Source organism: Micromonospora sp. DT44 (assembly GCF_049841635.1).
Taxonomy (GTDB): Bacteria; Actinomycetota; Actinomycetes; order Mycobacteriales; family Micromonosporaceae; genus Micromonospora.
This window is the reverse complement of sequence record NZ_JBNCKS010000037.1, coordinates 27244-50844: the sequence shown is the minus strand read 5'-3', so window position 1 is coordinate 50844 and position 23601 is coordinate 27244. Positions and strand designations below refer to the sequence as shown.

Annotated in this window: 19 protein-coding genes; 13 read left to right on the top strand and 6 right to left on the bottom strand. The window is 73.7% G+C overall.

Annotated features, from left to right (window positions below; genetic code table 11):
- The first annotated feature begins 116 nt into the window (after window positions 1-116).
- The 10 genes from ACLQ25_RS21340 to ACLQ25_RS21295 all read left to right on the top strand — a co-directional run bounded on the left by ACLQ25_RS21340 (window position 117) and on the right by ACLQ25_RS21295 (window position 11445).
- Entirely contained in the window at window positions 117-1868 is a 1752-nt protein-coding gene (locus tag ACLQ25_RS21340) for an ATP-binding protein (protein WP_396802630.1), read from the top strand.
- A gap of 15 nt (window positions 1869-1883) precedes the next feature.
- A complete protein-coding gene (locus ACLQ25_RS21335; protein ID WP_425732564.1) occupies window positions 1884-3032 on the top strand; it encodes an exonuclease SbcCD subunit D in 1149 nt (382 codons plus the stop codon).
- The gene (locus ACLQ25_RS21330) at window positions 3032-5506 is read left to right on the top strand and encodes an AAA family ATPase (protein ID WP_425732563.1); all 2475 of its coding nucleotides are present in this window, start codon (window positions 3032-3034) and stop codon (window positions 5504-5506) included. Before ACLQ25_RS21335 ends, ACLQ25_RS21330 begins: the two co-directional genes overlap by 1 nt.
- 28 nt (window positions 5507-5534) lie before the next feature.
- Window positions 5535-6494: a hypothetical protein gene (locus tag ACLQ25_RS21325; protein ID WP_425732562.1), complete on the top strand. Its 960-nt coding sequence runs from the start codon at window positions 5535-5537 to the stop codon at window positions 6492-6494.
- A 14-nt stretch (window positions 6495-6508) separates the two neighbouring features.
- Window positions 6509-7366 (top strand): spermidine synthase, encoded by an 858-nt coding sequence (locus tag ACLQ25_RS21320; RefSeq protein WP_425732561.1) that lies wholly within the window; start codon window positions 6509-6511, stop codon window positions 7364-7366.
- A 135-nt stretch (window positions 7367-7501) separates the two neighbouring features.
- Window positions 7502-8194: a sigma-70 family RNA polymerase sigma factor gene (locus ACLQ25_RS21315; protein WP_425732560.1), complete on the top strand. Its 693-nt coding sequence runs from the start codon at window positions 7502-7504 to the stop codon at window positions 8192-8194.
- Window positions 8191-8973 (top strand): anti-sigma factor family protein, encoded by a 783-nt coding sequence (locus tag ACLQ25_RS21310; protein WP_425732559.1) that lies wholly within the window; start codon window positions 8191-8193, stop codon window positions 8971-8973. The genes ACLQ25_RS21315 and ACLQ25_RS21310 overlap by 4 nt, the downstream gene beginning before the upstream one ends.
- Before the next feature lie 204 nt (window positions 8974-9177).
- Window positions 9178-9828 carry a COG4315 family predicted lipoprotein gene (locus ACLQ25_RS21305; protein WP_425732558.1) on the top strand — a complete coding sequence of 217 codons (651 nt, stop codon included), beginning with the start codon at window positions 9178-9180 and terminating at the stop codon, window positions 9826-9828.
- Between the two features lie 131 nt (window positions 9829-9959).
- A complete protein-coding gene (locus tag ACLQ25_RS21300) occupies window positions 9960-10880 on the top strand; it encodes a DNA-3-methyladenine glycosylase family protein (RefSeq protein WP_425732557.1) in 921 nt (306 codons plus the stop codon).
- A gap of 70 nt (window positions 10881-10950) precedes the next feature.
- Complete coding sequence (locus ACLQ25_RS21295; RefSeq protein WP_425732556.1) at window positions 10951-11445, top strand: GNAT family N-acetyltransferase; 495 nt, start codon at window positions 10951-10953, stop codon at window positions 11443-11445.
- Here the strand turns inward: ACLQ25_RS21295 and ACLQ25_RS21290 are convergent.
- The gene (locus tag ACLQ25_RS21290) at window positions 11420-11842 is read right to left on the bottom strand and encodes an SRPBCC family protein (protein WP_425732555.1); all 423 of its coding nucleotides are present in this window, start codon (window positions 11840-11842) and stop codon (window positions 11420-11422) included. The two genes, ACLQ25_RS21295 and ACLQ25_RS21290, sit on opposite strands and share 26 nt — an antisense overlap.
- Before the next feature lie 134 nt (window positions 11843-11976).
- Window positions 11977-12189 (bottom strand): hypothetical protein, encoded by a 213-nt coding sequence (locus ACLQ25_RS21285; protein ID WP_425732554.1) that lies wholly within the window; start codon window positions 12187-12189, stop codon window positions 11977-11979.
- Between the two features lie 135 nt (window positions 12190-12324).
- On the opposite strand from ACLQ25_RS21285, the gene ACLQ25_RS21280 reads away from it, so the two are divergent.
- Genes ACLQ25_RS21280 through ACLQ25_RS21270 form a run of 3 tightly spaced genes read left to right on the top strand, consistent with a single transcriptional unit; the run spans window position 12325 to window position 15544 of the window.
- Entirely contained in the window at window positions 12325-13440 is a 1116-nt protein-coding gene (locus ACLQ25_RS21280) for an ATP-dependent DNA ligase (RefSeq protein WP_425732553.1), read from the top strand.
- Window positions 13441-13498: 58 nt separating this feature from the next.
- Window positions 13499-15070 (top strand): alpha/beta hydrolase, encoded by a 1572-nt coding sequence (locus ACLQ25_RS21275; protein ID WP_425732584.1) that lies wholly within the window; start codon window positions 13499-13501, stop codon window positions 15068-15070.
- Between the two features lie 21 nt (window positions 15071-15091).
- Window positions 15092-15544 carry a GNAT family N-acetyltransferase gene (locus tag ACLQ25_RS21270; RefSeq protein WP_425732552.1) on the top strand — a complete coding sequence of 151 codons (453 nt, stop codon included), beginning with the start codon at window positions 15092-15094 and terminating at the stop codon, window positions 15542-15544.
- Between the two features lie 327 nt (window positions 15545-15871).
- Here the strand turns inward: ACLQ25_RS21270 and ACLQ25_RS21265 are convergent, their stop codons facing one another.
- Genes ACLQ25_RS21265 through ACLQ25_RS21250 form a run of 4 tightly spaced genes read right to left on the bottom strand, consistent with a single transcriptional unit; the run spans window position 15872 to window position 23484 of the window.
- On the bottom strand, window positions 15872-16597 hold the full coding sequence (locus ACLQ25_RS21265) for an ABC transporter ATP-binding protein (protein WP_425732583.1): 726 nt from the start codon (window positions 16595-16597) through the stop codon (window positions 15872-15874).
- Window positions 16598-16608: 11 nt separating this feature from the next.
- Complete coding sequence (locus ACLQ25_RS21260; RefSeq protein ID WP_425732551.1) at window positions 16609-17604, bottom strand: ABC transporter ATP-binding protein; 996 nt, start codon at window positions 17602-17604, stop codon at window positions 16609-16611.
- Window position 17605: 1 nt separating this feature from the next.
- Window positions 17606-20302: an FtsX-like permease family protein gene (locus ACLQ25_RS21255; RefSeq protein WP_425732550.1), complete on the bottom strand. Its 2697-nt coding sequence runs from the start codon at window positions 20300-20302 to the stop codon at window positions 17606-17608.
- The gene (locus ACLQ25_RS21250) at window positions 20299-23484 is read right to left on the bottom strand and encodes an FtsX-like permease family protein (protein ID WP_425732549.1); all 3186 of its coding nucleotides are present in this window, start codon (window positions 23482-23484) and stop codon (window positions 20299-20301) included. The genes ACLQ25_RS21255 and ACLQ25_RS21250 overlap by 4 nt, the downstream gene beginning before the upstream one ends.
- Window positions 23485-23601: the final 117 nt, after the last annotated feature.

Here is a 23601-nt window from a genome sequence, read left to right as displayed (position 1 = left end):
TCGCGGGTGTGACCGACCATGGTGTCGTCCGCCGCGTCGCGTGGCGACCTGTCGTACTCCTCGGGCAGGATGCACGTCATGCTTCCCGACCGTGCTGCCCCGACCCGAGTCGCCCGATGACCGACGCCGACCTCGACAGCCCGGGCGAGCTGGTCGGCCGGGTGCTGGGCACCGCCGACGCCACACCGTTGCAGTTCTGGACGGCGGTGGCTCCCGGCAGCTACCTCCAGCTCGACGACGTGGTGGTCACCCGTCGTGAGCTGCCCGACCGCGAGCCGGTGACGATCGCCGGGGTGGTCACGCAAGTCCGGGCCCGGCACGAGGGCGCCCAGTTCGACTCGGACGTCTTCGCCATCGCCGACGGCACCCTGCCCGCCCAGGTGCAAGAGGCGGCCGAGGTCACCACCACGCGGGTCGACCCGGAGCTGTACGTGCCGCCGACCCCGGGGGCCGTGGTGCACCGGGCCGAGGGCGACGCGCGGGCCCGCGCGCTGCACTTCGACCGGATGGAGCGACGCATCCCGATGGGGATGGGCCGCGACGGCGTGCCGGTCTACCTGAACGCCGACTTCCTCGACGGCAGCCGGGGCGCGCACGTCTCGATCTCCGGCATCTCCGGGGTCGCCACCAAGACGAGCTTCGCCACCTTCCTGCTCTACTCGGTGTTCCGCTCCGGCGTCCTGGGCGGCGACGCGGTCAACGGCAAGGCGCTCATCTTCAACGTCAAGGGCGAGGACCTGCTGTTCCTCGACCATCCCAACACGCGCCTCGACGAGCCGACCCGGGCGGCGTACGCCAAGCTCGGTCTCAGCGCGGGCGCCTTCCCCGACGTGCGGGTCTACGCCCCGCCCCGGGTCGGTGACGCGGCCGGCACGCCGGACGTGAGCAGCCGCCTGACCGGCGTGGACGCCTTCTACTGGACGTTGAGCGAGTTCTGCTCCGACCGCCTGCTGCCGTACGTCTTCGCCGACGCCGACGACGAGCGCCAGCAGTACACGATGGTGGTCCACTCGGTGGCCGCGCACCTGGCCCGGTACGCCCAGCCCGCAGACGGGGGCGTGAGCATCGACGGGGTGCGGCTCGGGTCCTACGGCGACCTGGTCGACCACATCGTCGATGCGCTCAACGACGACGAGACCCGCTCCGACTGGGCGGGCAGCGCGGTCGGCCTGGGCACCGTCAACGCGTTCGCCCGCCGGCTGATCGGCAGCAAGAAGGACCTGGCCCGGCTGATCCGTGGCGACCTGGCCGTCCGTCGCCCGCACTCGATCAACACCAGCGAGTCGGCGCAGGTGACAGTGGTCGACCTGCACAACCTCCCGGACCGGGCGCAGCGGTTCGTGGTGGGTGTGACGCTCAAGAGCGAGTTCGAGCGCAAGGAGAAGGCCGGCACGGCCAAGCCGCTGCTCTTCGTCGTCCTCGACGAGCTCAACAAGTACGCCCCCCGGGAGGGCTCCTCCCCCATCAAGGAGGTGCTGCTCGACATCGCCGAGCGCGGCCGCTCGCTCGGGGTCATCCTGATCGGCGCCCAGCAGACGGCGAGCGAGGTGGAGCGCCGCATCGTCACCAACTCGGCGATCCGGGTGGTCGGCCGGCTCGACCCGGCCGAGGCGTCCCGCCCCGAGTACGGCTTCCTCCCGCCGGCCCAGCGACAGCGGGCGCTGCTCGCCAAGCCGGGCACCATGTTCGTCAACCAGCCGGACATCCCGGTGCCGCTCTGCCTGGAGTTCCCGTTCCCGGCGTGGGCCACCCGGGTCTCCGAGGCGGGCCGGGCCCCCTCGGAGACGCTGCGCTCGATCACCCAGTCCGCCGACCCGTTCGCCGTGGTGGGCTCCGGCGGCGGCAGCGACGACGACATCCCGTTCTAGGGGGCCGGCACACCTATGAAGATCCTGCACACCTCCGACTGGCACGTGGGCAAGGTGCTCAAGGGGCAGTCCCGGGCCGAGGAGCACAAGGCCGTACTGGCCGGGGTGATCGACATCGCCCGCGCCGAACAGCCGGATCTGGTGATCGTCGCCGGTGACCTCTACGACACGGCCGCGCCGACCTCGGAGGCGACCCGGCTGGTCACCCGGGCGCTGACCGCGTTGCGTCGCACCGGCGCGGACGTGGTCGCCATCGGCGGCAACCACGACAACGGGCCCGCGCTGGACGCGCTGCGCCCGTGGGCCGAGGCCGCGGGCATCACGCTGCGCGGCGGGGTACGCGAGAATCCGGCCGAACACGTCATCGACGGCACCACGGCCGGCGGGGAGCGGTGGCAGCTCGCCGCGCTGCCGTTCCTGTCCCAGCGGTACGCCATCCGCGCGCTGGAGATGTACGAGCTGACCGCCGCCGAGGCCAACCAGACGTACGCCGACCACCTGGGTCGGGTGCTGGGCCGGCTCACCGAGGGCTTCACCGAACCGGACCGGGTGCACCTGGTCACCGCGCACCTGACGGTGACCGGCGCGGCGGCGGGCGGCGGCGAGCGGGACGCGCACACGGTGCTCGGCTACGCGGTGCCGGCGACGGTCTTTCCGGCGACGGCGCACTACGTGGCGCTGGGCCACCTGCACCGGGCGCAGCGGGTCGAGGGCCCGTGCCCGGTGCGGTACAGCGGCAGTCCGCTCGCCGTCGACTTCGGCGAGCAGGAGAACGTGCCGTCGGTGACGGTCGTCGAGGTGACCGCCAGCACGGCGGCCCGGGTGCGGGAGGTGCCGGTGACCGCGGCGAGCGCGCTGCGGACGGTCCGGGGCACGCTGGCCCAGCTCGCCGAGACCGAAGCGCCGGACGCCTGGCTGCGGGTGTTCGTGCGGGAGCACCCCCGCGCGGGCCTGCGCGAGGAGGTCCAGGAGCTGCTCCCCCGCGCGCTGGAGATCCGGATCGACCCGGAGCTCCTGGCGGCGCCGGGCAGCGGCACGCGGGTCGCGCAGCGGTCGGGGCGTTCCCCCCGGGAGCTGTTCGGCGACTACCTGGACAGCCGGGGGCACGACGACGAGGGTGTCCGGGAACTCTTCGACGAGCTCTTCGAGGAGGTCGATCACTGATGCGGCCGATGCGGCTGGACATGGCCGGGTTCACGGTCTTTCGGGACGAGACGACTGTCGACTTCACCGACGCCGACTTCTTCGCGCTGATCGGGCCGACCGGCTCGGGCAAGTCCACCGTGCTGGACGCCATCTGTTTCGCCCTCTACGGCACGGTCCCCCGTTGGGGTGGCACGCGCGGGTTGGCCAACGCCCTCGCGCCGTCGGCGACCGAGGCCCGGGTGCGGCTGGTCTTCGAGTCCGGTGGCGCCCGGTACGTGGCGACCCGGGTGGTGCGCCGGGACGGCCGGGGCAACGTCAAGACGGCGAACGCCGGGTTGCAGGTGATGCCGGCCGGTTTCGACGTGACCAAGCTCGACACCGGGTTGAGCCCGGACGACCTGGGCGAGGTGGTCGCCGGTACGCCCGCCGAGATGGAGCAGGCGGTGCTGGAGGCGGTCGGGCTGCCGTACGAGCAGTTCACCAGCTGCGTGGTGCTGCCGCAGGGGCAGTTCGCCGACTTTCTGCACGCCAAGCCGGCCACCCGGCAGCAGATCCTGGTCAACCTGCTGGGCCTCGGCGTCTACGAGGACGTGCAGAAGAGGGCCACGGCCCGCGCGGCGCAGGCGGAGGCCAAGCTGGACGCGGTCGATCAGGTGCTCGCCGGCCTGACCGGGGTGGACGACGAGGCGGTGGCCGAGGCCGACGCCCTCGTCGAGGAGATGGTCGAGCTGGCCGGCGCGGTGACCGGGGCCATGCCGGAGTTGGCGGCGGCCCGGGGACGCGCGCGGGAGGCGGCGGCCGCCCTGACCGCGCTCGACGACGAGCTGAGCGTGCTGTCCGCCGTCCGCGCCCCGCGCGGGGTGGCCGAGGTGGCGCGCGCGGTGGCCGAGGCGCGCGCCGAGGCCGACGCGACCGCCGCGGCGGTGTCGCTGGCCGAGGAGCGGGAGGAGAAGCTGCGCGGTGAGTTGGCCGGCGCCGGTGACGAGAGCGCGCTGCGGCTACAACTGCGGGCGTACGACGATCGGGATCGGCTGACCGGCGAGGCCGACACGGTCCGCGCGGCGGTGCGTACGGCGGACGAGGAACACACGACGGCGGCGGCGGCGCTGGCGGCCGCCCGCGCGGACGCCGAGCGGGCCGACGCCGAGTTGGAGGCGGCCTTCCGGGCGCACGAGGAGGCGAAGGCCACCGATCTGGCGGTCGGCCTGCGGGCGCACCTGCATCCGGGCGGGCCCTGCCCGGTGTGCGAGCAGCCGGTGGCGCGGGTGCCGGCCGTCCCGGCGGATTCGGCGGTGGCCGCCGCGACGGCGGCCGGCAAGGCGGCGCGGGCCGCCACCAAGGCGGCGCAGGCGGCGGTGCAGCAGCGGGACGCCGCGGCGCGTGACCTGGAACGGCTGCTGGTGCAGGCCCGCGCCCGGCAGGAGCAGGTGGACGCCCGGCTGGCCGAACTGGACGGGCAGCTCGCGGGCGCGGCCGAGCCGGCGGTGCTGCGCCGGGAGCTGGCCGAGCACGCCCGGCTGCGTCGGGCCCTGGACGAGGCGGCGACCGCCGTAAGGGCGGGCCGGGACAGCGCCCGCCAGGCCCGCGCCGGTGTCGACGCGGCGCAGGAGCGGCTGCGGGCGACCTGGCGGGGCTTCGACACCGCCCGGGACGGGCTGGCCCGGTTCGGGCCGCCGGCCGCCGACCGGGACGACGTGGCGGCCTCCTGGGCAGCGTTGACCGACTGGGCGACGGCCGAGGCGGAGCGTCGTTGTGCTGATCGGGCCGGCCGGGTCACCGTCGTCGCCGAGGCCGAGGCGGCGGCCGACGAGGTGCAGCGGCGGATCGCCGACATCTTCGCCGCCGCCGACGTGCCGGTCGGCGACGATCCGGTGCACGCCGCGACGGTGGCCGTCGAGCGGGCCGAGGCCGACCGACGCCGGCTGGCCGAGCGCCGCGAACAGGCCGGCACGTTGCGCGAGCAGCGGGCCGGGCACGAGCGCGAGGCGCAGGTGGCGCGGGCCCTCTCGGGGCATCTGCGGGCCAACAACTTCGAGCGGTGGCTGCTGGCGGAGGCGTTGGACCTGCTGGTCGACGGCGCGTCCGGGATCCTGCGGGAGCTGTCCTCGGGTCAGTACGAGCTGGTGCACGACAAGGGCGAGTTCTTCGTGGTCGACCACCACGACGCCGGGCTGCGCCGGGGCGTACGGACGCTCTCCGGCGGCGAGACGTTCCAGGCGTCGCTGGCGTTGGCGTTGGCGCTCTCCGAGCAATTGGCCGGCATGTCGACGACGGCGGCGAGTCTGGAGTCGATCGTCCTGGACGAGGGTTTCGGCACGCTGGACGCGGCCACCCTGGACACGGTGGCCGCCACGCTGGAGAACCTAGCCGCCCGGGGTGACCGGATGGTCGGCGTGGTCACCCACGTCGCGGCGCTGGCCGAGCGGATCCCGGTCCGCTTCGAGGTACGCAAGGACGCCCGCTCGGCGCGCGTCGAACGGACCGGCCGGTGAGCGCGGTCGCGAACGAAAGGTCCGGCCGGTGAGCGACGCGGCGTTCTTCGTCGACTCGTGGGACCCGTCGTACGGGGCGTCGTTCGAAGCGTCCGCCTCCGGGCCGGCCACCCCGAGCAGCACCCAGGTCGAGGTCGACGTGGAGTTGCCGGCCGTCGACTGGCGGGCGATCGGCGTACGCGCCGACGTGCGGGCGCCGGACGTGGTGCTCCTGGTCGACGGGGTCCGCCGGATCGACGCGAGCATCTGGACCGCGGAGGAGGACGGCGGGACGTTTCCGGGGCTGGCGGCGTCGTACGCGGCCGGAGTGGTGCGTTGCGACCTGGGTCGGGGCGCGGCGCAGTTGGCCGGCACGCAGGTGGGCCGGGCTCTGTTCACGGCGAGCCCGTCGGCGCGGGACGTGGTGGCGGGCGCGATCCGCTATCCGGTGCACCGGGTGGGCGGCACCGGCGAGCTGGCGAAGCTGCCGGCGGCCGTGCAGGGCCCGTTGACCGCGTTGGAGGTGGCGGTGTCCGACGCCGCCCGGGTCGACGGCGATCTGTTGGTGGTGGACGGTCCGCTGCGCAGTCGGCGCCATCTGCCGCGCACGCTCGGCTACATCAAGACCCAGCACAGCCAGTACCTGGACGCCCGGCTGACGGCGGTGGTGACGGGCCTGGCGCCGGGCGAGCGGTCGCCGGTGTTCCGGCTCGGCACGCCCTGGGGCGGCTGGTCGTGGTATCTGCGGCTGCCGGTGGCCGTGGGCGCGCCGTGGGCCGGCATCGTCCGGGTGGAGTGCTCCACCGAGTTGCCCGTCGAGGCGGCGATCGACCTGGCCGACCTGTCGCTGGTCACGTTGCCCCGGTTCGCCTCGACACCGTACAAGGACCCTCGGGCGCCGCAGAACCTCATCCCGATCGCCGGCCTGGAGCGCCGCCTACGCGCGCTGCTCGGCGATTCCCGGCTGCTGCACCGCGCGTTGACCGCCGCGGCACGTGTCGGTCGCTGAGCGGGCGGGTCGCGGTGGGACGTAAACGAGCGGGTGACCGGGTGGTCGAGCGGGTGGACACCGGGCTGGCCGAGCTGGTGCCGTCGGCGGACCGGCCCGGTTCGTGGACGCTGCTGTTGGACGGAGCGCCGCAGTCGCACGTCGACCTGAGCGATCCCACCCACCTGGAGTTCGAGTACGTCCGACGGCTGGCCGCCGCGCTGGACCTGATCGCGCCCCCGGGCGAGCCGCTGCGGGTGCTGCACCTGGGCGGCGGCGCGCTGACCCTGCCCCGGTACGTGTCGGCGACCCGGCCCGGCTCGACCCAGCGGGTGTCCGAGGTGGACGGTGCCCTGGTGGAGCTGGTGCGGCGCGTGCTGCCCTGGCCTGCGGACGCGCGGCTGCGGGTCCGCGTGCAGGACGCGCGGGCCGTGCTGACCTCGACGCGTGACGCCAGCTACGACGTGGTGGTCGCCGACGTCTTCGCCGGTGCCCGCACACCGGCGCACCTGACGTCGGTCGAGTACGCCGCCGAGGTCGCGCGGGTGCTCCGCCCGGCGGGCTGGTTGTTGGCGAACCTGGCCGACGGCCCGCCGCTGCGGTACGCCCGCAGCCAGGTCGCCACGGTGCGTTCGGTGCTGCCGCAGGCGTGCCTGGTCGGCGACGCGGGGGTGCTGCGCGGTCGCCGGTACGGCAATCTGGTGCTGATCGCCGGGCGGACCACTCCCCCGGTGCCCGGTTTGACCCGGCGGGCGGCCGGCGACTGGTTTCCCGGCCGGGTGGTGGCCGATGACGAGTTGGACCGCTTCGCTGGCGGGGCGGCGGTGGTGCGCGACGCCGATGCCACCGGCTCGGATCCACCACCGCCGGGGCTGTTTTCCGTCCGCCGCTGACCGGCAACCCGGGACCGGGGACCGTGCCGCCGGAAATTTTTCCGCGGTTTGTTGATCCGCTCGGGGCGTGGCTGCGTACCACCGGGCGGCCCGCCTCGTGGGCCGGCGTTGGTCACGGACATCCCGGAGGTCTGCATGCATGCGGTGGCGGCCGGTTGGCATGGCGACGCGGTTGGCGCGGCTTGGTTGTCCGCGCGGTCGTCGTCACGGTCGACCTCGTCTGCCCGGGGGGTCGACGCCCGAGCCACGTCTCGCCAAAATGGTCCGGTGACGCCCCGACCGGCGCCCGGGCGCCATCAGGCGACGACAACCGAGGCCAGCCACTCCGACCAGTTGATCCGGCTGCTCTACGCCGAGCACGCCGGCCCGTTGCTGATGTTCGTCATGCGGCTCACCGGGGGGGACCGGCAGCGCGCGGAGGACATCGTCCAGGAGACGCTGCTGCGGGCCTGGCGCAACGCGCACCGACTCGGCGCACAGGGGCAGGGTTCCCTGCGGCCGTGGCTGGTCACCGTGGCGCGTCGGATCGCGATCGACGAGCACCGCAGCCAGGAGGCCCGGCCGCCGGAGACGTACGACCGGGACCTGACGGCGTTCGCCGAGGCGGACAGCACCGACCGGGTGCTACGCACGATGACGGTGGCGGACGCGCTGCGTACGCTGAGTCAGTCGCATCGGGAGATCCTGATCGCGACGTACTTCCGGGGGCGGACGGTGCCGGAGGCGGCGGAGGAGCTGGGGCTCCCGTTGGGCACCGCCAAGTCGCGGGTCTACTACGCGCTGCGCGCCTTGCGCACGGCTCTTCAGGAGCGGGGGGTGACAGAATGAGCCGGCCTGACCACATGGACGTCGCCGCGTACGCGCTCGGCGTGCTTGACGAGCAGGACACCGAGCGGTTCGAGGAGCATCTCGCCTCTTGCTGGGCGTGCGCGGCCGAGCTGGAGACGATGGTGCCGGTGGTGGGCCTGCTCTCCGGCATCGACGGCGAGACGATGATGGCCCTGGAGCAGACCGCCACTGATCCGGCGCTGCTGGACCGGACATTGGTCGCGGTCCGGGCCGACCGGCGGCGCACCAGGTTTCGTCAGATGCTCGCGACCGCCGCGGCCGTGGTGGTCTTCGGCGGGTTGACGGGTTACGGCTTCGTCAGCGTGGCCGGGGACGACTCGCCCGGAACTCTCGCGGAGCCGACGGCGAGCACCGGCGTCAACGACCCGCCGACGAGCGCGCCGACCGCGCCGCCGAGCGGACCGGGCGTCGGCGGCACCGAGGAGGAGGGCGACCAGGTCGACGCCACGGACCCGACGACCGGCGTCCAGACGACGATGTTCCTCCTTGAGCGGGAGTACGGCACCCGCATCAACTTCAGCTTGCGGAAACTGCCCGGCCCGCGTACCTGCCGACTGGTGGTGGTGCGTGACAACGCCACCACGGAGGTGATTTCGACGTGGTCGGTGCCCGAGGGTGGTTACGGAACCAACAGCCGTCCGCAGGGTCTTGAGCTGAGCGCGTCGACGTCGGCGTTGACGAGTGACATCAAACAGCTCCAGGTGCAGTCGGTGGACCGTAACGGTGTGGCCAGCCCGCTGGTCACGGTACCCATGTAGGGTCGCGTACCATCGTCGACGCCGGCCATTGTTCAATGGCCGGCGTCGATTTTTGTTTCCGTCGAGCATTCTCGCGCGGGGGCGTACGCATCATCGTTCGCTACGGTTCAATCAAAACCCGTGAAATTGACCACTGTTACTTCTTCAACCTTGACAGCCCACTCCCCGTACCTATGGGTGAACTGCCAAGAATGAGGAGGGCACGTGGCACAGATGAAGCGGACCGTCATCGTCGCGAGCGCGATGGTCGCACTAACGGCCTGCGCTCCCGCGGGTTACGACGGGGCGAACTCGAGCGCGGCCGAGCCGGTCGCCGTCGCCGCGGCCGAGCCCAGCGCGTCGGCGGAGCCCGAGGCGTCGGCATCCGCGGAGGCGCCGGTCGCCGACGCGCCGCCGGCCGCGGACGTCGACCTGACCGAGCAGTTGATCGGCAAGAAGATCGCCCGGATGGGCAACGTCGTGACGGACCAGGACGGCTGGGTCCTGTACCGCTTCGACAAGGACACCGCCGACCCGCCCGCGTCGAACTGCATCGACAAGTGCGCGCAGGTGTGGCCGCCCGCGCTGACCGACGGGAACCCCCAGCTCACCGGCCTCTCCGACGACAAGGTCGGCAGCGTCACCCGCCAGGACGGCACCCGCCAGCTCACCATCGGCGGCTGGCCGGTCTACCGCTATATCGGCGACAAGAAGCCCGGCCAGTGGAAGGGTCAGGCCGTCGGCGGCACCTGGTTCGTGGTCGACCAGAACGGCAAGAAGAACCTCACCTGCCTGCCCACCTCGACGCCGAAGGCCGTCGCGCCGCCGGCCGACAGCGGGTCGAGCGACGCCGGAGGCTCGGGCTACTCGTACTGATCCCGGTTCCGCCAGGGTACGACGGTGGCCGGTCGCAGCCGGGGATGGCGCGACCGGCCACCGTCGTACCCTCAAGCGCGTCGGCGGACGGCGGCGACCGGCACCGCCGCATGACCTGGCAGAGTGGCAGGGTGACCGAGACCGAACCCGCCGCGACCAGGGTGCTGCACCCGCCGGTCGGATACCGGCTGGCCGCGTCGGTCCGCGCGCTGACCTTCAGCCCGTACGATCCCTGCGCGCGCATCGCCGCCGGCACCTTCTGGTGGGCGACCCGCACCCCGCAGGGACCGGCCACCCTCGCTCTGCGACCGGCGGGCGGTGATCTGCTCGCCGAGGGGTACGGGCCGGGCGCCGAGCACGTCGTGGCACATGCCGACGGGATCGCCGGGCTGCGCGACGACCTGAGCGGCTTCGCCGAGCTGGCGGCGGCGCACCCGCTCGTCGCCCGGCTGGCCCGGGAGCACCGGGGACTGCGCATGCCCACCACTGGGCAGGTCTTCCCCCGACTGCTGCGGGCGGTCTTCGAGCAGAAGGTCACCGGCAAGGAGGCGTACCGGGCGTACGCGGCGACCGTGCGGCATTTCCGCGAGCCGGCTCCCGGCCCGCTTCAGCCGCTGCTGCTGCCGCCCGAGGCGGCGGCGGTGGCCGCCACCCCGTACTGGGTGTTCCACCCGTTCGGCGTGGAGCAGCGCCGGGCCGACACGCTGCGCCGGGCCGCGGCGCTGGCCGATCGTCTGGAGCGCTGCGTCGACGCCGCGGAGGCGACCCGACGGCTGACCGCCATCGCGGGCATCGGGCCGTGGACCGCGGCCGAGGTGGTCCGGATCGCGTACGGCGACCCGGACGCGGTGAGCGTCGGCGACTACCACATCCCGAACACCGTGTCCTGGGCGTTGGCCGGCGAGCCGAGGGGCGACGACGCGCGGATGCTGACCCTGCTGGAGCCGTTCCGGGGGCATCGGGGTCGGGTGTGTGTGCTGCTGGAGACCGCCGGTATCCAGGCGCCGAAGTACGGCCCGCGCGCGCCGATCCGCTCGTTCGCCCGCTTCTGAGCGTTCCCGGCTGCCGGGCAGCGGCCGGGCCGCCCGGGTTCGGCGACGGCGGCTGTGGTGTGCTGCCCCGATGAGCGTCGAGCTGAGCATCGTTCCGGCGGTCGTCGCGGACGCCGGCGAGATCCTGACCGTCCAGCGCGCCGGCTACCTGAGCGAGGCGCAGCACTATCGTGAGCCCTTCCTGCCGCCGTTGACTGAGACCCTGGACGAGGTCGGGGCCGTGCTGGCTGGCCCGGACATCGTGCTCGTCGCCCGCTCGGGGCACCGGCTGGTCGGCTCGGTGCGCGCCCACCTGGTCGGCGACACCGCACATGTCGGACGCCTCGCGGTCGCTCCCGACCAGCAGGGGCGGGGTGTCGGAGCGCGACTGCTCACCGCGATCGAGGAGGCCTGCGCCGGCCGCGCGGCCCGGTTCGCCCTCTTCACCGGCGCGGACAGCGCCCGCACCCTCGCGCTGTACCAGCGGTACGGCTACCGGATCGTGGCGCACCGCCCGGACCCGAACGGCACCCCGTTGGCCGTGCTGGAGAAACCGGCCGTCAGCTCCGCTCGCAGCGACGCCTGAGCCCGTCGGCCTCCAGCCTGACGTAGCGGCGCAGCAGGCCGCCGTACAGCCGGCCGATCAGACCGGCCAGCGGTCCGGTCTGGTCGATGGCCACGTCGACCTGGGTACGTCCGTCGGGCAACGGCACCAACCGGTGCTCGCCACGGGTGTGCACGCCCGGGACGTCGGAGACCCAGGTGAATTCCCGCCCCTCGGTCAGCTCGACGACCCGCCACACCGCCGGGCGTAGTTTCGGCTGGGTCAGGCGGGCGGTCGCGCCGACCGTGAGGGGCCCCGGCTCACCCCGCTCGGCCCGGGTCACCGAGGCGGTCCATTCCGGCCAGCGCTCCACGTCCACCAGCACCGCCCAGACCCGCTCGGCGTCCGCACCGATCTCGGTGTCCGCTTCGAACCGCATCGCGTCCCCTCCCCCGGCGGCGCCGTCCGGCACCGCCACCTACTGCCGACGACGCTGCCCGGCGGATCGCCACCGCGGCATCCACCGGCCGGTCCGATCATCGATCGGGCCGTGGGTCCGCCGGCCGCGCGGGGTCAGGCGGCCTCGCGCAGGTCCGCCAGGCTCAAGGGGGTACGACGCCGAAGCAGCTCTTCCAGCTCGGAGACCGAGGCGACCTCGCCGAGCACGTCCCGGCCACCACCGAATCGCTGCGGATATCGACGGGTCAGCCGGTAGCGGTAGCGGCCCCGGACCAGCTCGACGCTGACCCGCCACCGCCCGCAGCAGTCACAGACCCACTCGGCCATCCCGCGAAACTAGCTCTGACCTGCGGTTATCTGATTCGCCCGTGGGGGACGAGGGGCGCGCGGGCGGTCACGCCGCCGCCGCACCAGCGGTGATCTGCCTCACGGCTGTCGGTGCCGTCTGATTGACTGGTCGCCGTGGACCTGCCGATCAACCCTCCGGTCGAGCCGATGCTGGCCAAGAGCATCGCCAAGCTGCCCACCACGCCCGGCGTGACGTACGAGCCCAAGTGGGACGGGTTCCGGTGCATCGTGTTCCGCGACGGCGACGAGGTCGAGCTGTCCAGCCGGGGCGGCAAGTCGATGACCCGCTACTTCCCCGAGGTGGTCGAGCAGGCCCGCCGGCAACTGCCCGAGCGGTGCGCGGTCGACGGTGAGCTGATCGTGATCCGGCGGGACGGGCCGTCCGGTCAGCCGAGGCTGGACTTCGAGCTGCTGGCCCAGCGCATCCACCCGGCGGCGTCGCGGGTCAAGCTGCTGGCCGAGACCACGCCCGCCGACTTCGTCGCCTTCGACCTGCTGGCCGTCGGTGACGAGGCGTTGCTCGACCAGCCGTACCCGCGCCGCCGGGAGCGGCTGGTGCAGGCCCTGGCCGAGGTGCGCCCGCCGGTGCACGTCACCCAGGTCACCACCGACCCGGAGACCGCGCGCCGCTGGTTCGACGTCTTCGAGGGCGCGGGGCTGGACGGGCTGATCGTCAAACCGGCCGACCTGACGTACGAGCCGGGCAAGCGGTTGATGTTCAAGGTCAAGCACGCCCGCACCGCCGACGCGGTGGTCGCCGGCTTCCGCTGGCACAAGTCCGGCCCGGTGGTCGGCTCGCTGCTGCTCGGCCTCTACGACGACGAGGGCGTCCTGCACCACGTCGGGGTGAGCGCGTCGTTCAGCATGGCCCGCCGTGCCGAGTTGCTCGACGAGTTGGCCCCCTACCGGGACACCGGCGGCGAGCACCCGTGGGTGCACGGCGACCACGAACGCGGTCAGCGCATCCCGGGCGGGGTGAGCCGGTGGACCGGCACCAAGAACCTGGAGTGGGAGCCGCTGCGCCCGGAGCTGGTCGTCGAGGTGGGCTACGACGCGATGGAGGGCGAGCGCTTCCGGCACACCGCCCAGTTCGTCCGGTGGCGACCCGACCGCGATCCCCGCTCCTGCCGCTACGACCAGCTCGACCGTCCGATCCGCTTCGACGTGGACCAGGTGCTGCGCGGCGATCCGGCGGTCACCCTGGATCGGGCCGCCACCGGTCCCGCGTAGCCTGGCCGTCGACCCGACTCCGGAGGATCACGTGAGCCGCACCGCCGACCACCCTCGGATGACACCCGGTCGCCGGGTCCGTCACCGTTTCGTCGCCTTCGCCGTGGCGGCCCTGCTCACCGCGGGCTGCACGTTGCCGGCGTTCGCGCCGCGTACCGAGGTGCAGGGTGAGGCGGCCCCGGCCGGCTCGTCGGCCACCTGGCGGCCGTGCCCGGAGGTGGCCGAGGATCTGGTGGGGCGGGGCGCACCGGACATGCGCTACGAATGCGCGCGGATCGCCGTTCCCCGGGACTGGGGCACCGGCAGCGGGGCCACCGCCGGACCCGGCGCCGGGCAGACCTTCGAGATCGCTCTGCTGCGGGCCCGGTCCACCCAGCAACATGACCGCATCGGCTCACTGGTGGTCAACCCCGGCGGCCCGGGCGGCTCCGGTGTGGACACCGCCGTCTACCTCTCGTTCGGCACCCAGTTCGGTGGGCTGCCCACCTCGATCACCGAGCGCTTCGACATCGTCGGCTTCGACCCGCGCGGCGTTTCCCGCTCCAGTCCGGTCAAGTGCATCTCCGACGCCGACCTGGACACGAGCTTCGGCTACGACCCCGACCCGCAGAGCCAGGCGTCGTTCGACGGCTTCGCCGGGTTGAGCAAGCGGATCGGGCGTGGCTGCGGGGACCGCTACGGCGACCAGTTGCCCCTGTACGGCAGTGAGCAGGCCGCCCGGGACATGGACGCCGTCCGCGCCGCCGTCGGTGACGACAAGCTGACCTACCTGGGTTACTCCTACGGCACGCTGCTCGGCGCCATCTACGCCCAGCTCTACCCGCAGCGGGTACGCGCGTTGGTGCTCGACGGCGCCGTCGACCCGCAGCAGCGGTTGGTGGCCGGCTCGGAGAGCCAGGCCCGCGGGTTCGAGCGAGCGTTCGACAACTTCACCCGATGGTGCGCCGCCAACGCCCCGCGCTGCCCGATCGCTCCCGACGCCCGCGCCGCCGTCACCTCGGCCATCGACAAGGCCAAGGTCTCCCCCGTCCGGGGCGACGACGGGCGGGAGGCCACCGCGGGCTGGGTCTTCTACGCGGTCATCTCGTCCCTCTACACGGAGTCCGGCTGGCAGGAGCTGGCCCGGGCCATCGACCGACTGGCCGAGGGCGACCCGAAGGACGTGTTCCGCCTCGCCGACTCGTACGCCGGGCGGGAGAGCGACGGGCACTACTCGAACCTGTTCGACGCCAACCTCGCCATCAACTGCGCCGACGAGACCGAGAAGCCGAGCCGGGAGCAGATCCGCCAGTTGCAGTCGCAGTGGCGCGCGAAGTACCCGCTGTTCGGTCCGGCGCTCGCCGTCGGCATGCTGAGCTGCGTCGAGTGGCCGGGCGGCCGGGACCCGTACCCGACCGGGCCGGCCAACGGCGCGCCACCGATCGTGGTGGTCGGCACGACCGGCGACCCCGCGACGCCGTACGAGCAGACCGGCCGCCTCGCCTCGATGCTGGGCGTGGGCCGGGTGCTCACGTGGGAGGGCGAGGGGCACACCGCGTACCCGCAGACCTCCTGCATCACCCAGGCCGTCGACGCGTACCTGCTCGACCTGACCGTTCCCCGCGAGGGCCTGCGCTGCCCGGCCACGTGACGTTGTGCCAGGCTGACCGACATGAGCGACATGATCTTCCGGGAGGCTGTCCGCGCGGACCTGCCCGCCGTCATCGCCCTGCTCGCCGACGACGTCCTGGGTAGGGCCCGTGACTTCGCCCAGGTCGACGAGGCGTACGAACGGGCGTTCGCCGAGATCAGCGCCGACCCGCGCAACTTCCTGATCGTCGCCGAGCAGGACGGCGACCTGGTCGGGTGCCTACAGATCACCTACATTCCGGGGCTGGGCCGGCACGGTGCCGAGCGCTCCCTCATCGAGGCGGTCCGGGTGCGCTCCGACCGGCGCGGGCAAGGGCTCGGCCGGCAGATGATGGCCTGGGTCATCGACCAGGCCCGGCGGCGGGGCTGCGCCCTCGTCCAGCTCACCACCGACAAGTCCCGTGCCGACGCGCACCGCTTCTATCTGAGCCTCGGCTTCAGGGCCAGCCACGAGGGCATGAAGCTTCCGCTCTGACCGCGCCTCGCCGTTCCAGGACCGGGCCGCACACGACCCGCCTCGTTCGGATCCTTTGGAGCTGATGTCACCGGCGAATCACCATCCCGATCCGTTGACGACATCAGCTCCAAAGGACGCGCGGGGCACACTCGCCGTCGCGACGACCCGAGGGCCGCCCCGCTACCAACCCGCCCCGCCGCGCGCCGCCCACGGACCCGCCGCGCACCGCCCCCGCCGCCGCGCACCGCCCCCGCCGCCGCGCACCGCCCCCGCCGCCGCGCACCGCCCCCGCCGCCGCGCACCGCCCACCGGCCGCCGCGCACCAACGCAGACGGCGGGCACCGGTCAGCCGTCGACGAGGCGGCCGTCGCGCAGGACGAGGATCCGGTCGGCGAGGTCGATCAGGGCCGGGTCGTGCGTGGCGACCAGGGCCGTCATGCCTCGCGCGTGCACCACCGCGCGGAGCAGGTCCATGATGGACCTTCCCGTCTCCGAGTCGAGTTGACCGGTGGGTTCGTCGGCGATGAGCAGGTCCGGTTCGTTGGCGAGCGCACGGGCGAGGGCGACCCGCTGCTGCTGGCCGCCGGAGAGCTCGTACGGGCGCTGGGCCGCGTGCGCACCCAGACCCACCAGCTCGAGCAGCACCGCGACGCGTTCCTCGCGCTCGGCGGCCGGCACCTGCGCCAGCCGCAACGGCACGCCGACGTTCTCGGCGGCGGAGAGGATCGGCACCAGCCCGAAGGTCTGGAAGACGAACCCGACCGTGCCCCGGCGCAGCCGCAGCAACTCGGCCTCCCCGGCCGAGGTCACCTCGTGCCCGGCCACCACCACCTGGCCGCTGTCCGGCCGGTCCAGTCCGCCGATGAGGTTCAGCAACGTGGTCTTGCCGGCACCGGAGCGACCGCGGATGGCGATCAGCTCCCCGCGGTTGGCGGTGAACGAGACGTCCCGCACCGCGTGCACGGCGTGCTCGCCACGGCCGAAGGTGCGGCTCACCCCGCTGACGCGGACCACCTCGGCGGGCGGCGCACCCGGCCCGCCAGACGTCGAGGCCGCTCCCGCGACCGCCATGTCCTGATAGTTCACGCCCGTGCCTCCCGCTCCTCCGAGACCCGGTCACCGGGCCGTACCTGCACATGGTCGGGCTCCAGATCGAGCCGGACCCGCTCCTTCAGCGAGAGCGCGTCGACGAACGCGGCCGGCAGTTGCATCCGGCCGTTGCGGTCCAGCACCGCGTACTCCTCGCTGACCAGTTCGGTGTTGCCGTCCGCGTCGACGCGCGCGGTCCGGCGTACCTCGGAAGCGGTTCGACCGTCGCGGATCGCGACGGTCCGGCGGACCTGCGTGGCGACGGCGTGGTCGTGGGTGACGACCACGATGGTCACGCCCAATTCCGCGTTGATCGTGCGCAGCGCCCCGAAGACCTCCGCGCCGGTGGCCTCGTCCAGCTCACCGGTCGGCTCGTCGGCGAAGAGCACCTCGGGATCGTTGGCCACGGCCACCGCCACCGCTACCCGCTGCTGCTCGCCGCCGCTGAGCTGACCGGGCCGCCGCTCCGCGCCGTAGCCCACTCCGACCAGGTCGAGCAGTTCCCGCGCCCGTTCCCGGCGGGCCCGCGCCGAACGCTTACCCGCCAACTGCATCGGCAGTTCGACGTTCTCCAGCGCGGTGAGGTACGGCAGCAGGTTCCGGCCGGTCTGCTGCCAGACGAACCCGACCAACTGCCGCCGGTAGCTCAACCGACGCTTCGCGGAGAGCGAGAGCAGGTCGTAGTCGGCCACCCGGGCGATGCCGGCGGTCGGCGTGTCGAGGCCGGAGAGGATGTTGAGCAGGGTCGACTTGCCGGAGCCGGACGCGCCGACGATCGCCACCAGCTCGCCCCGGTCGATGACCAGGTCGAGCCCCTGGAGGGCGACCACCTCCACCCCCTCGGTCTTGAAGATGCGCACCAGGCCGTCGCAGACGATGTGGCCACGCAGCCGGTCCTGCCCGCCGGCCCGCTCGGCGGCGCGTTGCGCGGCCCGCCGCTGCAGGGAAGCCAGATCGGGCACCAGGGCACTCTGGGCGGTAACGGTCATCTCAGCTCTCCTCTCCGAGCCGGAGCACCTCGCCGAGGCGCAACCGGCGGTTGTTCAAAGCCTCGACGGCGACCGCGAAGCCAAGGGCGATCGCGCCGAGCGCGACCACCGCGACGACCAGCCCGGGTTCGAACGCCACCCGGACCGGCACTCCGCCGGTGAACGCGGACAGGCCGAGCACCGGATTGAGCACCAGGGGGAGCAGCGCGCCGACCAGCGCGCCGGTCAGCACCGACACCCCGACCAGCGGGGTCAGCTCGACCAGCAGCAGCCCTCGCCACTGCCGGCGGGACAGCCCGAGGGTGCGCAGCCGGGACAGCACCTGCCCCCGGGCCCGTGCTCCGGCCAGCACGGTGAACGCGATGGCCAGCAGGCCCAGGACCGTCCCGCCGACGGCACCGCCCACGAACCCGAAGGCCAGGACGCCGTTCGCGCCACCGTCGGCGAGCTGGTGTCGTACGCCCGCCCGGGTGTCGACGGTGACTCCCAGTGGCCGTGCCCGACCGGTGACCGCCCCCTGCTGCTGGAAGCGCAACTGACCCTCGTCACCGGCCTGCCGCAGCGCCTCCGCGTCGAGCCGATCACCGGCGACGAGCAGGCTGGTCGGCGCCGGTTGGGTGGCCCGCGGCGGCAGCGCCTGCCAGGGCAGGATGACGAACCGGCTGGTGCTCGCCGGCAGCAGGGGGAAACCGTCCTGCGCGCCGGCCACCCGGAACTCGTACCGCTGGCCCTGCACCGAGACGAACGCCGAGTTCCGCAGGTTCGTCCGCGCCAGGTCGGCGGCGACGGCGGGTGACACGATCGCGGGCAGCGCCCCCTCCTCGGCGTGGGCGGTGCGCAACGCCTCCGGCACCTGCACGTTCACCCCGGACTCGCCGGTCACTGTGGCCAGACCGGGACCGTCGACGAGCAGCACGGTGGTCTGGCCGATCCGCGCGTCGGTGCCGACGTCGTCGGCCGCCAGCCGCTGGTCCGGCTCGATGAGCACCGGTGTGGCGGCCTGGACGCCGGGCAGACCCTTCAGCGCGTCGACCGTGTCCGGGGCGAAGCGTTCCCCCCGGATCAGCGCGTCGGCGGGAACGACCTGTTCGGCGGCCCGGCCCCGGCTCGCGTCGACGCCGCCGGCGACGACCGCGCAGAAGGCCGCCGTGCCGATCGCCAGCACCACGACGACCAGCGGCGCGGCGACCGCCGATCGGCCGGCCCGAGCGGTGCCGAGGAAGGTCACGCTGCCGCGGGTACGTGCGGCGAGCCGACTGACCAGCAACAACGGCCACGGGTACGCACGCAGCGCGAGCACCGCCGCGGCGACCGCGAGCAGCACCGGCACCGACACGAGCAGCGGGTCGACCTCGCCGAGGGTGAGCCCGCGCCGGCGCAGCAGCACGGCGGCGAGCCCGGCCAGCAACAGCAGGAAGACCTCGACGGTCAGCCGGCGAGTCGACGGACGCATCCGGACCAGGTCCCGGCGGGCCGCGCCGACGCCCTGCACCGTCAGCGTCGCCAGCGGCAGGGCCAGGGTGACCAGCAGGGTCACCACGGCGGCGTACGGCGCGGTCGGGTCGGGCGTACCGGGGAAGAGGGTGCCCAACCACCAGCCGACCGCCGCGGCGACCGGCACCACCAGCAGTGACTCCGCGAGGCTGCGGCGCGCGCCGGCGGTGGCCGCGCCGCCACGGGCCCGGATGAGCGCGAACTCCGAGCGGCGTCGGCGGGTGGACAGGGTCGCGGCGAGCAGGATCAGCCCAGCAAGGGTGGCCAGTACGCCCGCCCCGACCACCGCGAGCAGGGTCCGGGCGGAGTTCACCTGGGCGGCGAACGCGCGCAGCGGGATGTCGACCGCCTGCGTCAACGTGAGACCGGGCGGAACGTGTCGCTGCAACTGTTGCAGGCCCTCGATCATTTGGTCGAGCTGGCGCGCGTTGATCCGGTCCACGCCGAGCCGGTAACGCCACTGCGTGCGCACCGGCCAGCCTGCCGCGGCCCCCTTGTCGAGGACCACCGGCGCGACCACACCGACGCCGGTGAACGGCTGGCCGTCGCCCTCCGGTTCGACGACCTGGAGCACCTGCGGCAAACCACCCCAGGCGCCGCTCGCGCGGTCGATCGGTCGGAACAGCCCGACCACCACCATGGGGCTCGGCTTGGCACCGTCGCCGGGCTGACCCAGGTCGAGTCGGCTACCGACGCGCAGGTTGAGCTTGCGCGCCACGTCCGCGTCGAGAGCCAGCTCGATGGGCCGGCCGGCGACGAAGGTCTCGTTCGGCCAGGCGCCCTCGACGAGGGTGCTCTCCTGCTGGATGCCGGGCATGGCGCGCAGACCGAGGTGGACCAGCAGGTTGCGAGCCTTGAGGTCGGGACCGACCACCCGGTTCGGCGTTGCGTCCACGCTGAACCAGCGCTCGGTGACGGCGGACCGTACCTGCGGTGGCATCTCCTCGACCAGGCTGTCGAACTGCTTGCGTGCTCCGGGCATGACCGGCGCCGCGGCAGTGTCGACCTCCCCGGTGGCGAAGTTGAGATCCCGGCGGTCAGCCGACTCGCTGTTGAGCTGCGCCCGCAGGCCCTCTTCGGCGAGTTGGTTGACCAGTCGGGGCACCCCGCTGACCAGCAGCGTGACCACCAGGGTCAGCACCGCCAGAAGCAGGAACTGCCCGCCGTACGCCCGGACCCGGCGGGCGGCCGCGCCGACGCTCATCGTTCTCCCCCGATTCGCAGCTGCACCGCCGCCACCCGCTGACGGATGCCGGTGGCGATGAACGCGCTGAAGGCGAGCGCCGCCAGCAGCAGGCCGACCGCGGTCAGGCCGATGGGCACCCAGGGCAGCGCGAACGCCGCCGGGGGCACCGGCCGGCCGGCGGCCGGAGTGAGGATGACCAGCGGAGCCATGGTGGCCCCGACCACGGCGCCGAGCAGCAGCCCGACGCCGACGCCGATACCGGCCAGGAAGGTCTGCTCGGCCAGCAGCGCCCGGGCCAGCAGCCGGGGTGTCGCACCGAGGGTGGTCAGCACCGCGAACTCGCTAAGCCGACGCCGTGCGGTGGCCCACACGTCGACCATGAGGCCGACCAGGGCGAGCAGTACCGCGCCGAGCGCGGCGGCGAGCATCCCGGTGCGTGAGCCCCGCCAGTACGGGTCGTCGGCGGCGGCCGCGATCTCGGCGCGCCGGTCGAGGACGGTGACGCCGGTCAGTTCACCGGCGGCGCGGGTGGCGGCCGCCGGGTCGTCGGCGCCGATCCACCACTCGGGTGTGTTCCGGACGGTTCCACCACCGCGGACCAGCGCCTCGACCGCTGCGGGCAGGTCGAGCAGTACACCCTCCCCCGAGGTGGTCGGCACGGAGCTCAGCTCGCCGATCAGCCGGGCCGGCACGGACGCGCCGGCGAGGGACAGGGTGAAGGTGTCACCGGTGTGCAGGCTCATCGCGTCGCGCACAGCGGGCGTCATGAGGACCGGAACGGGCGCGATCTGCCCGGCGGGCACGATGGCGAACCGGGTGGGCGGATGGAAGGCGTACTGCCCATCGGGAATCGAGTCCACCGGATAGTCGGCGACGACGCCCCGTGCGCTGGACCGCGCCGGGACGGGCGGGTTACCGCCGGCGGTGGTGTTCCAGGCCCCGGTCAGCTCGGCGGGCCGTTTGGCGCCGTCCGCGCCGACCAACGTCAACCCGTCCACCTGGAGCCGGTACGAGTTTCCGGCGTCCGCACCGCCGTCGGCCTCGAATCCGGCCAGTCGCAGTCGCGCGCCTCCCACGTCCGGTAGCCGCACGGTGAACGGCGTCTCGCGTCCGTCGCTGGTGGCGTCGACGGCCGGCAGCCGGAAGGCCGACCCGTCGCTGCTCGTGACCAGCAGCGACACGCTGACCTTCAACGGGCGGGAGAGCCCGTTGACGGGCGTGCGAGCCGTACCGGTGATCGCTCGGGTGCCGGCGGGCAGTTCGAGGCCGCCGGGAGCGCCCCGGGCCGCGATCATCCGCTGGTACTGCGTCGACGCCGGATCGGCGCTCAGCCGGTCGGCGAGCCGGACGACGCCCCCCGCGCCGGCCGCGTCGAAGCCGATCACAGTGACGGGCAGGTCCCCGCGACCGACCCGCATCTCGTCGCGCCACACCGGCAGCGCCCGGCGTACGCCCGGCATCGCGGCGAGCTCACCGGCCCGGGTCACCGGGGCGGCGCCACCGCGCTCGGTCACCCGCAGGTCCGCGCCGACCGTGTGGCCGGCCTGCTCGACCTGGGACCGTTCCCCGGTGCTGACCAGGGACCAGGCGAGCGTGCTGCCGCCGACGGCGAGGGCGAGCAGCAGCACCGGCCCGGCGTGCGGACGCCGGCCGGCCTGCCACATGCCCAGCATGGTGGCGGTCCACGGTCGCCGGTCGACGAACCGTTCGGCGAACCGGGTGAGCGGCGGGAGCACCCGCAGCGCCAGCACCGCCCCGGCCAGCACACCCAGGGTAGGGGCGGCGACCAGCAGCGGGTCCAGTCCGAGTCGGCCGTTCGAGCCGGCGAGCGGCGAGGCGTACCGGCGGAGCTGCACCCAGGCGAGCACGGCGAGCGCCACGAGCACCAGGTCGACGCTCGCGCGCTGGATGCTCGCCGACCGGTTCGGGCGGGACCGGGCGGCCATGTCGGCCACGTACGTGCCGGAGCCCCGCAGCGTCGGCGCGACCATGGCGACCAGGCAGCCGGCCGCCGTCGCGGCGGCCGCGGCCCAGATCAGGGTGGTGTTACCGCCGGCGGTGGACAGTTCCGCCGCGCCACCGGGCCGGACGAACCGCAGCGCCTCTCCGGCGATCACCGGCCCGAGCAGGGCGGCCGGCGCCACCACCAGGGTCGCTTCCCGGGCGGCCAGGCCGGCCAGTTGGCGGCGGGCGGCGCCACGGGCGCGCAGCAGCGCGGTCTGCGGACGACGGTCCTCGTGCAGGAGCGCGGCGACCAGCACCAGCGCGTAACCGCCGAGCACCAGGATGAGCAGCAGCGGGGTAGCCAACGCCGAGCGGCCCACCAGGTCGGCCCGGGCGATCCGGTCCAGCAGTTGGTCGATCTTCGTCGTGACCTGTCCCGAGCTGCCCAGTTCGGCGGCCTCGGGCACCGCGACCGCGGCCGCGCTCACGGCGGCCCGTACGGCGGGCAGGTCGGCGGCGTCGACACCACCGAGGTCCGGTTCGGCCAGCCAGGACGCCGTCACCGAGCCCGTGAAGAGGGTGGTGAAGTCGGCCGGGTCCAGCACGAACGGCCCGTACGAGGTGGCCGACCCGATGCTGCCCGTACCCACACCGGGGGCCAGCAGCCAGTACGCCTCGGTCGGGTCGCGGGGCCGCCAGGTGCCGGCGAGCACCACCTCGCTGGCCTTCTCGGTGGCGCGGTCCCGCAGCGGAACCCGCGCGCCGACGGTCAGGCCGAGTGTCGTGGCGACCCGCTCCGGCAGGCTCACCTGGGCCGGCTTCGCCCCAGCGCGGGGCCAGGCCCCGTTGGTCAGCTCGGCGTGCGCGGTCAGGCCCTCGAGGGTGGCCAGGTTCGCGAAGATGGGATCGGTGCCTTTGCGCGGCACCGAGCCGAGATCGCCGGTCAGTTCCCGGCCGGTGCCGTACCGCGCGGCGGAGACGGCGACCGGCACCCCGGCGAGCCCGTCGGCGAACTGGGCCCGCGCCGCCCCGTCACGTTTGGCGAACTCGGCGGCGTCGCGGCCACCAGACCCACTGACCAACAGGCCGCGTTCCTCGACCGGCGACGCCGCGACCAACGCGCGTTGTCCGGCGTCCACCGCGCGTCGGTTGTAGTCCGACAGGCCGGTGACCAACGCTACGGCGACCAAGGCGGCGAGCACCGCGGCAAACAGCAGTCCCCGCGCCTCGCGGGCCCGCCTCCACACCAGCTTCATCCGACGCCTCCCCTGGCCCTGGTGGGCCGACGACCTTCAAGACAGGTCACCTAGGGGGAAAGGTTCGCGCCCGTTACATGATCGTTATTACGAGAACGGTCGGCGCGGTCACGCGCC